The sequence below is a fragment of the Mesorhizobium sp. genome (genome assembly GCF_041661565.1).
GTDB lineage: Bacteria > Pseudomonadota > Alphaproteobacteria > Rhizobiales > Rhizobiaceae > Mesorhizobium.
On record NZ_JBAZUD010000039.1, the window covers coordinates 24,628 to 35,039 of the forward strand.

Here is a 10,412-nt window from a genome sequence, read left to right on the forward strand (position 1 = left end):
TAAGAATACCGGTAAAATTGTCGACAAGCGGTGTGCCTCATCCGCTCAAGGTCCTGCATAGGCCATTCATCGGGGGAACAGGATAGCAAGCATGAATTCCGTCGAGATTACAGCTCTGACCGGTACTGCGGAAACAAGGCAGAAGCTGGCCGATCTGTTGATCGAGACGGTCGCGGCGGGCGGATCGGTGAGCTTCATGCACCCGCTGGCGCCGGAGGCGGCAATCGCGTTCTGGGAGAAGTCGCTGGCGTCGGCGGAAAAAGGGGAGAGGGTTATACTGGGCGCCTGGGACGGACAAATCCTGGCCGGCACGGTCACCCTGCTGCTCGATTGCCCACCCAACCAGCCGCACCGGGCCGAGATCGCCAAGATGATGACGCGTGTCGGCCATCGGGGCATGGGCATAGGCAGGCGCCTCATGCAGGCTGCCGAGAGCCTCGCGGTCGAGAAGGGCCGCACGTTGCTGGTCCTCGACACGGCGACGGAGGAGGGCGCCTCGGGCCTCTACGAGAAACTCGGGTTCACGCTGGCCGGTGAAATACCGGACTATGCCCTGAAACCGCATGGCGGACTGACCGGCACGATGATCTACTGGAAGCGTATAGGCCCATCGCGGTAGGCGGCGGCTGGTTAGGCCAATGCGGGCGCCCCGAGCCGGGGCGCCGGCTTCTATCCCTTGTGGTACACCTGCTGCAGTCCGTAGACGGGCGTGGGCAAACCGACCTGCCTGGCCTTCAGTTGCAGCGCCAGGAACTGCGAATAGTGACGCGACTGGTGGAGGTTGCCGCCGTGGAACCACAGGGCTTCCTGTTGGGTCGGTTTCCACATGTTGCGTTGCTCGCCTTCCCAGGGGCCCGGATCCTTGGTGGTGTTCGAGCCGAGGCCCCAGCATTTGCCGACCTTGTCGGCGACCTCTTTCGAGATCAGGTCCGCGGCCCAGCCATTCATCGAGCCGTAACCGGTGGCGTAGACGATGACATCGGCGGGCAGTTCGGTGCCGTCGCTGAGCAGCACCGAGTGCTCCCTGATCTCCGTGACATCCACGCCGCTCTTCAGCTTGATGGCGCCATCGATGATCAACTGCGAGGCGCCGATATCGATGTAGTAGCCGGAACCGCGCCTGAGATATTTCATGAACAGGCCGGAGCCGTCATCGCCCCAGTCGAGCATGAAGCCGGCCTTCTCCAACCCCTCGTAGAAAGCCGCGTCGCGCTCCTTCATCTTCGCATACAGCGGGATCTGGAACTCGGGCAGGATCTTGTAGGGCAGGGAGGCGAAGATCAGGTCGGCCTTGGCCGTCGTCATGCCGTTTTGCACCGCTTGTTCCGAATAGAGCGAGCCGAGGCCGATATCCATAAGCGTGTCGGACTTGACGATGTGGGTCGTCGAGCGCTGCACCATGGTGACGTCGACACCGGCTTCCCAAAGTGCGGCGCAGATGTCGTGGGCCGAATTGTTGGACCCGATGACGACCACCTTCTTGCCGACATAGGCGTCGGGACCGGGATGTTTCGAGGAATGGTGTTGCTCGCCCTTGAAGCTCTCCATGCCCTTGAATTTGGGAATGTTGGGCTTGCCTGACTGTCCCGTCGCCAGCACCAATTGCTTTGGCTTGAGCGTGATATCCTTGCCGTCGCGGCGGACGACGACCGTCCATTCCTTCTTCGCCTCGTCATAGGAAGCGCTTTTGGCTTCCGTTGAGGACCAGTAGTTCAGCTCCATCACCTTGGCGTACATTTCGAGCCAATCGCCGATCTTGTCCTTCGGCGAGAAGACCGGCCAGTTCTTCGGGAAATCGATGTAAGGCATATGGTCGTACCAGACCGGATCGTGCAGGCAGAGCGACTTGTAGCGGTTGCGCCAGCTGTCGCCGGCCCGCTCGTTCTTCTCGATGATGATGGTGGGCACGCCGAGCTGCCGCAACCGCGCGCCAAGCGCGATGCCGCCCTGGCCGCCGCCGATGATGACGGTGTAGGGCTGGGTGACGAAGCCGAGTTCGGCTGCCTCCTTCTCGCGCTCCTCCTTCCATGTCGGACGGTTCTTGCCCGCGCCGTGCTTGGCGCCCATCGGCCGCGCGAAGCCAGCCGGCTCTTCATGTCCCTTCAACTCGACCATGGTGGTGAGCAAGGTCCAGATCCTGCCGTCCTTCAGCCTTATGTGGCCAAAACCGCGCGCCACCTCGGTCTCGAATCTGATCCAGCCTTCGATCAATCCACCGCTTTCGGTCGCGTCCTCGCCCTCGGCGATCGCGAAGTGCGAGGGTTTCGTCTTCGGCAACTGGCTTTTCAACATGTCGCGGATCTGCTCGCGGCCTTCCATCGTCTTGATGTTCCAGGTAAACGCGACGAGGTCGCGCCAGTAGCAGTCCTCCTGAAAACAATCGACGGCTTGGTCGATGTCGCCGGCGGCGAGGGCGCCGCCGAATTTGTCGAGCAGGTCGGAGAGTTTCTTGTTTGGGGCCTTGTCGAGCATGCGTTTCCTCCGGGATCGGACCGCTTCTTGATCGAGCGGATTTGAGCCGGACAGTGGCGTCCGGAATAGGCGAAGTATTTCGCGAAAACCGGCCTGCCGTCACGCCCTCCAATAGTTTGTAGTGTTTTCAATGGCTTATAGCCTAGTGCGGCATCCAATGGCCATCGAGTCGTCCGGCTCGGGAGCAGGCGAGGCCATATGCCTTTGTCGCGAATTGCCAGCACATTCGCCGTTGACAGCGCCGCAAAACCAATTCTATTGTCCGCCACAATGAAAAAGGCACTCATTCTCGTAGGAAGGCGCGTGGGCAAGGCGGTGTAACCGCCGGGCGAAAACCCCCCATGCGCAAGACACAGGCTCCCTCGGGGGCCTTTTTTATTGCCCGAGACACGACTAAACGACCAGCAATCGCCAGACGGCGGACAGTACGGGACCAGACCGATGAGCAACGGACAAAGTGAGCGGCGCGAAATGACGGGCGCCGAAATGGTGGTGCAGGCGCTGAAGGACAATGGCGTCAAGCATGTGTTCGGCTATCCGGGCGGCGCCGTCCTTCCGATCTATGACGAGATCTTCCAGCAGGACGAGGTCGAGCACATCCTGGTCCGCCACGAGCAGGGCGCCGGCCATGCGGCGGAGGGCTATGCGCGTTCGACGGGCAAGGCCGGCGTCATGCTGGTGACCTCGGGACCGGGCGCCACCAACGCCGTGACGCCATTGCAGGACGCGCTGATGGACTCCATCCCGCTGGTCTGCCTGACCGGCCAGGTGCCGACCTCGCTGATCGGCTCCGACGCGTTCCAGGAGTGCGACACGGTCGGCATCACACGCCCCTGCACCAAGCACAACTGGCTGGTGAAGGACGTCAACGAACTCGCCGCCACCATTCACGAGGCTTTCCATGTCGCGACGACGGGCCGTCCCGGACCGGTCGTGGTCGACATCCCGAAGGACGTGCAGTTCGCCAAGGGGTTCTACGTGCCGCCGCGGATCGCGCCGCGCACGAGCTACCAGCCCAAGGTCCAGGGCGACCTGGACAAGATCAAGACGGCCGTCGACCTGATGGCCGGGGCCCGCAAACCGATCATCTATTCGGGCGGCGGCGTCATCAATTCCGGCCCGGAAGCGAGCCATCTGCTGCGCGAACTGGTCGATCTCACCGGTTTCCCGATCACCTCGACGCTGATGGGTCTTGGCGCCTACCCGGCATCGGGCAAGAACTGGATGGGCATGCTCGGCATGCATGGCACCTACGAAGCCAACATGGCCATGCATGATTGCGACGTGATGGTCTGCATCGGCGCGCGCTTCGACGATCGCATCACCGGGCGGCTCAATGCCTTTTCGCCCAACTCGAAGAAGATCCACATCGACATCGATCCGTCGTCGATCAACAAGAACGTCCACACCGACGTGCCGATCATCGGCGATGTCGGCCGTGTGCTGGAAGATATGGTTCGGTTGTGGCGGGCTAGCGCCAGGGCCGACAAGAAGGCGCTTTATCCCTGGTGGGAGCAGATCGCCAAATGGCGCGGCCGCGATTCACTCGCCTACAAGATGAATCACGACGTCATCATGCCGCAATATGCCATCGAGCGGCTGTACGAGCTGACCAAGGGCATGGACACCTACATCACCACCGAGGTCGGGCAGCACCAGATGTGGGCGGCGCAGCACTATCATTTCGAGAAACCGAACCGCTGGATGACGTCGGGCGGCCTGGGCACGATGGGCTATGGCCTGCCGGCGGCACTCGGCGTGCAGATCGCGCATCCCGATGCGCTGGTCATCGATATCGCCGGCGACGCGTCGGTGCAGATGACGATGCAGGAGATGAGCGCGGCGGTGCAGCACAACGCGCCGATCAAGATCTTCATCCTCAACAACCAGTATATGGGCATGGTGCGGCAGTGGCAGCAGCTGCTGCACGGCAACCGGCTGTCTCATTCCTACACCGAGGCGATGCCAGATTTCGTCAAGCTGGCCGAGGCCTATGGCGGCCATGGCATCCGCTGCGAAAAGCCGGACGAGCTCGACGATGCGATCAAGGAGATGATCTCGGTCAAGAAGCCGGTGCTGTTCGACTGCCGCGTGGCGAACCTTGCCAATTGCTTCCCGATGATTCCGTCGGGCAAGGCACATAACGAGATGCTGCTGCCGGACGAGGCGACCGACGAAGCCGTCGCCAACGCCATCGATGCCAAGGGCAGGGAGCTGGTGTAGCGGAAGCCGTGCCAGAACACAGAGTTAGAACAAGAGTTTGAAATCGAGATTCATGTCATGAACGCACAGCTTCAACCGACCGGTTCCGCCTATTTCATCGCCAAGGAAACCGAGAAGCCCGAGAACCATACGCTCTCCGTGCTGGTCGACAACGAGCCGGGCGTGCTTGCCCGGGTCATCGGCCTGTTCTCCGGGCGCGGCTACAACATCGAGAGCCTGACCGTCTCCGAGACCGAGCATGAAAAGCACCTGTCTCGCATCACCATCGTGACGCGCGGCACGCCGCATGTGCTGGAGCAGATCAAGCACCAGCTCGAACGCATCGTGCCGGTTCACCGCGTGGTCGATCTCACCGTGCGCTCACACGAATCCGGCCAGGAGCGGCCTCTCGAGCGGGAACTGGCGCTGGTCAAGGTCGCCGGCACCGGCGAGGCCCGCGTCGAGGCGCTGCGGCTGGCTGATGCGTTCCGCGCCAGCGTCATCGATGCCAACACCGAGCATTTCATCTTCGAGATCACCGGCAAGGGCACCAAGATCGATCAGTTCATTGCCATCATGAAGCCGCTCGGCCTGGTCGAGATCTGCCGCACCGGCGTGGCGGCGTTGAACCGCGGCCCGCAGGCGATGTAGTCGTCGACGCTTCGCGGCGTTGGCGCGCGCCCGCCGGCGGCCTAATTTTATCTGGGAGGACATCGTGTCACTCGACTCGTTCCTCGCTCTGCTCGTCTACGCCTTCGTGACGTCCGTCACACCGGGGCCGAACAACCTCATGCTGCTGGCCTCCGGCGTCAATTTCGGCATTGCCCGGACGGTGCCGCACATGCTGGGCATCAGCATCGGCTTTCTGGTCCTGTTGCTCGCCGTCGGCTTCGGGCTCGGCGCGGTGCTGACGGCGTTCCCGGCGCTGCACAACGCGCTCAAGGTCGCCGGCGCCGCCTATCTGCTCTATCTCGCCTGGAAGATCGCCATGTCGCGCTCGTTGAGCGGCAAGGGGGAGGCGGAAGCGCGGCCGATGCGCTTCATCGAGGCGGCGGCGTTTCAGTGGGTCAATCCCAAGGCCTGGGTGATGGCGATCACCGCCATGGCTGTCTACACCAACCCCGATCGCCCATTCGTCTCGGTGGCGCTGATCTCGATCGCCTTCGCCGTCGTCAACCTGCCGAGCGTTTCGATCTGGGCGGGATTCGGTACGGCGCTGCGTGGATTCCTGTCGGACCCGGTGCGGCTGAAATGGTTCAACATCGTCATGGGCGTGCTGCTGGCGGCGACGCTGTGGCCGATGCTGCGCTAGGCGCAAATCTCATTGACCAGAGGCCGTTGCGGCGGTGCGGCTCAAAATCTGCGGTGCAGCCCTTGGAAATCCGTCCGCTTCAAGACAAGGTCATCTGGCTCAGCCACTTGGGAGGACTCCGATGGAAAGCCACGAGCCGTTCTTACGCGAGGCGATTGCGCTCTCGAAATCCGCAGTGGAACGCGGCGACGAGCCGTTTGGCTCGGTGCTGGTGAAGGACGGCGAAGTCATCCTGCGCGCCGAAAACAGTGTCTTCACCGGCCACGACATGACGAACCACGCCGAGATGAACCTGGTGAAACTGGCGGCACAACATTACGACCCTGCTTTTCTGGCTGACTGCACGCTCTACACCAGCACGGAGCCGTGCGCGATGTGCTCCGGGGCGATCTATTGGTCGGGCGTCGGGCGCATGGTGTTTGCGTGCTCCGAAGCGCGGCTTGGCGAGATCGCTGGGATCGGGTTGAACGTGCCGAGCCGGGCAGTGCTGCAAACCGGCGCGCGCATCGTCACCGTGGTTGGCCCGATCCTCGAAGACGAAGCCGCCGAAGTCCATCAGGAGTTCTGGCCGAGGCATCTGGGCAAGGCTTAGGGCCTGGCTGGCGAAGCCTGGGACGGGCCTGAGCCCGTGCCCGTGGCGGGCTGCACACCTATTGTGCAGTGCACATTAAATCTTCGTAATGCCGTGTTTTGGCCCTTTTCGGACAAAGCAGCGTCCTATCTATTCGGCGAAATCGCGGCAACCGGCCGTGTGAGTTTCGTTGCAATACGACCACCCTGCCACGGCGTGTCGGACGGAGAGGCCTTTCTCGATGCTTGGAAGAATTATCGGTTCACTGCTGGCGGTGGCCTGTCTCGTCGCGGCGGCGCTCTATCTGTCACCAACATTGCTTGGCGAGGTTCAACAACTCATCGGCAGGAAGCAGGCTGTCGCATACGACAAGCCGGCCTCGAGCCAACAGGGCGCCAACGCGGCGCGGTCCACGTCGATCCTCTCCGCCGTTGCCTCGACCGCCGATTTCCCGGTCCGGCGCTATGCCATCGGTTTCATTTCCTCGCCCGCGGTCGTCAACATCAATGCGCGCGTGTCCAGCCAGATCGTCTCGATCGACGTCAAGGACGGGCAAATGGTCAAGGCCGGCGACGTTCTGTTTTCGCTGGATGATCGCGCCTTGAAGGCGCAATTGGCCAAGGACCAGGCGACGCTGGCCAAGGACCAGGCGATGCTGATCAGCTCCCAGTCCGATCTTCAGCGTGCCAAGGACCTGGTCGCCAAGCAGGCCGGCACGCAGCAGACATACGACCAGGCGGCGGCGGCGCAGAAGGCTGCCGCGGCGACCGTCGATGCCGACAAGGCGACGATCGACGCCGACAACGTCCAGCTTGGCTTCGCCACCATCACGGCGCCGATTTCCGGCAGGTTGGGCGCGGCCAGCGTGGCGGTGGGCGACCTCGTTACCACCAGCAGCGGCAACAGCAGTACGGCGACCCCGCTGGTGACCATCACCCAGATGGATCCGCTGCAGGTCAACTTCAATCTCCCCGAGAGCAATCTTGCGCTGGTGCACAAGGCGCTGGCGACGCCGGTGCAGGGTGCGGTGACGCTGACCACGGATGGCAACCCGACACCGATCGGCAAGGGGACGCTCGACTTCGTCGATTCAAGCGTCGACACCGCTTCGGGCACGATCGCGACGCGGGCAAGCGTGCCTAATGCCGATCTTTCGCTGTGGCCGGGCCAATACGTGAATGTCCTGCTGGAGGCCGGCACCATGCCGCACATGACATCGGTTCCGACAGTGGCCGTCCAGCCCAGCCAGAAGGGACCGTTCGTCTATGTGGTCAAGCCGGACAACACGGTGGAGATGCGGCCCGTGAGCGTGGCGATGTCCGCAGGCGCAAACAGCGCCATCAGCCAGGGGCTAAAGAGCGGTGAGCGCATCGTCGTCGAGGGCCAGACAAGGCTGAAGAACGGTGCGGCGGTGCATGAAGGAAAAGCCACTGCGGGCGGCGACGGCCAGGCTGCTCCCAAGGTGGCTGCGGCGACCAGCACCGGCGGGGCGGCGCAATGATCTCCGAATTCTGCATTCGAAGGCCGGTCGCCACGCTGCTGATGTCGTTCGCCCTCGTGCTGGGCGGACTGTTTGCCTACAAGTTCCTGCCGGTGGCGGCACTGCCGAGCGCGGAGTTCCCGGTGGTCAATGTGTCGGCCTCGCTGCCTGGCGCATCGCCTGAGACCATGGCCACATCGGTGGCGACGCCGCTGATCAAGCAGTTCGCCACGATTGCCGGCATCGATTCCATCTCCACCACCAATTCGCTTGGCTCGACCTCGATCGCCATCCAGTTCGTGCTCAACCGTGACATCGACGCAGCGGCGGCCGACGTGCAGGCAGCGATCGCGCGCACGCAGCGGCAATTGCCGCCGGAAATGACCGCGCCGCCAAGCTACCGCAAGGTCAATCCTGCCGATGCGCCGATCCTGCTGATGTCGCTTGTCAGCGACACGGTGCCGCTGACCGATCTCGATGCCTTCGCCGAGAATGTCATCTCGCCATCGCTGTCGACGATCGACGGGGTGGCGCAGGTGTCGATCTTCGGCCAGCAAAAATACGCCGTGCGTGTCCAGATCGATCCGACGGCGCTCGCGGCGCGCGGCATCTCGATCGACCAGCTGCAAACGGCGATTGCATCCGCCAACAGCAATACGCCGCTCGGCGTGCTTCAGAACAACCAGCAACAGTTGACCATCACCGCGAACACACAACTGAACAACGCGGCGGGCTTTTCCGATCTCATCATCGCGACCAAGAACGGGCACCCGGTGCGTCTGGGCGAGGTCACCCGCGTCATCGATTCGGTCGAAACCACGACGACGGCAAGCTGGTATGACGGCACGCGCGCGGTCATCCTGGCGGTTCAGCGCCAGCCCGACGCGAACACGGTCGACGTGGTGGACCGCGTCAAGGCGATGCTGCCATCCTTCCAGGACCAGATGCCGGCGGCGGCCAGCATCAAGCTGCTCAACGACCGCTCGACATCGATCCGGGCCGCCGTCGACGACGTCCAGTTCACGCTCCTGCTCACCATCGCCCTGGTGATCATGGTGATCTTCCTGTTCCTGCGGCGGGTCACGGCGACGATCATCCCGGCCGTGGCGGTGCCGATCTCGCTCATCGCCACGCTCGGCGTGATGTTCCTGTTCGGCTTCTCCATCGACAACATCTCGCTGATGGGCCTGACCCTGGCGGTCGGGCTTGTCGTCGACGACGCCATCGTCATGCTGGAGAACATTTTCCGCCACATGGAGGAGGATGGGCTCTCGGCCTTCGAGGCCTCGCTGAAAGGCGCGCGCGAGATCGGCTTCACCATCATCTCGATCTCGATATCGCTGGTCGCGGTCTTCATCCCCGTGCTGCTGATGGGCGGCGTCATCGGACGCATCTTCAACGAGTTCGCGGTGGTGGTGACGGTCGCCATCCTGGCGTCGATGTTCGTCTCGCTGACGCTGACGCCGATGCTGTGCTCGAGGCTGCTGTCGGTATCGAAGGCCGATCGTGAAGCCGCCCATGATGAAAACAAGAAGCAAAATTTCTTCTTGCGCGGCTATGACTGGATGCTGACCTTCTGTCTGCGCCACACCTTCCTGGTGTTCCTGGTTTTCGTCGCTACGGCCGCGGCCTCGGTCTGGCTGATCCAGATTTCGCCGAAGGGCTTCTTTCCGCAGGAAGACATCGGCCAAGTGTCGGTGACCTCCATCGCCCGCCAAGACATTTCCTTCGACGCCATGGTCAAGTTGCAAGGGCAGGTGGCCGACGTCTTTTCCCACTCGCCCTATGTCTCGCATGTCGCCTATTCGGCCGGCGGCGGCGGCAGGGCGCTCAACCAGGGTCAGCTCTACGTGCAGCTGAAAGACAAGGACCAGCGCCCCGACATCGACAAGGTGCTGTCGGACCTGCGCAAGCAGCTGGCCAATGTGCCCGGCATCGAAACCTACATGCAGCCGGTGCAGAACCTGCGCCTGGGCTCACGCTCGTCGGCCAGTGCCTACCAACTGGTGGTGCAGGGTCTGGACACGCAGGCGACCGACAGCTGGGCGCAGAAGCTGTCCGACGCGATGGCGGCGGACCACGCGGCTTTCACCGACGTCACCAACGACCTGCAAAACAACGCCTTGCAGGCAACGCTCGTGGTCGACCGGGACAAGGCCGCGACGCTCGGGATCGACACCGACACATTGCGTTCAAGCCTCTATGGCGGTTTCGGCACGCAACAGGTCTCGACCATCTTCGGCTCGGCCGACAGCTATGAGGTGATCATGGAGCTCGATCCGAAGATCGCCTGGTCGCCGGAGCGGATGCTGGCCATACAGGTTCGGACAGCGAGCGGCAGCCTGGTGCCGCTCGGCGCCTTCGCGCGCGTCGAT

At 62.8% G+C, this 10,412-nt stretch carries 8 protein-coding genes; 7 read left to right on the plus strand and 1 reads right to left on the minus strand.

Annotation, left to right across the window (positions count from 1 at the left end; genetic code table 11):
- Positions 1-91: 91 nt before the first annotated feature.
- Entirely contained in the window at positions 92-619 is a 528-nt protein-coding gene (locus tag WC739_RS09585; protein ID WP_372952790.1) for a GNAT family N-acetyltransferase, read from the plus strand.
- Positions 620-669: 50 nt separating this feature from the next.
- On the opposite strand, the gene WC739_RS09590 is transcribed toward WC739_RS09585, so the two are convergent.
- Positions 670-2,472, minus strand: coding sequence for an NAD(P)-binding domain-containing protein (locus tag WC739_RS09590; protein WP_372952791.1), 1,803 nt, complete (start codon positions 2,470-2,472; stop codon positions 670-672).
- A gap of 441 nt (positions 2,473-2,913) precedes the next feature.
- On the opposite strand from WC739_RS09590, the gene WC739_RS09595 reads away from it, so the two are divergent.
- The 6 genes from WC739_RS09595 to WC739_RS09620 all read left to right on the plus strand — a co-directional run.
- Entirely contained in the window at positions 2,914-4,695 is a 1,782-nt protein-coding gene (locus WC739_RS09595) for an acetolactate synthase 3 large subunit (protein ID WP_372952792.1), read from the plus strand.
- 57 nt (positions 4,696-4,752) lie between these two features.
- Positions 4,753-5,325 (plus strand): acetolactate synthase small subunit, encoded by a 573-nt coding sequence (ilvN, locus tag WC739_RS09600; RefSeq protein WP_027044849.1) that lies wholly within the window; start codon positions 4,753-4,755, stop codon positions 5,323-5,325.
- 64 nt (positions 5,326-5,389) lie between these two features.
- Positions 5,390-5,986, plus strand: a complete 597-nt coding sequence (locus WC739_RS09605; RefSeq protein WP_372952793.1) for a LysE family translocator — start codon at positions 5,390-5,392, stop codon at positions 5,984-5,986.
- A gap of 121 nt (positions 5,987-6,107) precedes the next feature.
- On the plus strand, positions 6,108-6,578 hold the full coding sequence (locus tag WC739_RS09610; RefSeq protein ID WP_372952794.1) for a nucleoside deaminase: 471 nt from the start codon (positions 6,108-6,110) through the stop codon (positions 6,576-6,578).
- A gap of 220 nt (positions 6,579-6,798) precedes the next feature.
- The gene (locus WC739_RS09615) at positions 6,799-8,058 is read left to right on the plus strand and encodes an efflux RND transporter periplasmic adaptor subunit (RefSeq protein WP_372952795.1); all 1,260 of its coding nucleotides are present in this window, start codon (positions 6,799-6,801) and stop codon (positions 8,056-8,058) included.
- Positions 8,055-10,412 (plus strand): efflux RND transporter permease subunit (locus WC739_RS09620; protein WP_372952796.1); only part of this gene is annotated, 2,358 nt, incomplete at its 3' end. The genes WC739_RS09615 and WC739_RS09620, both read left to right, overlap by 4 nt.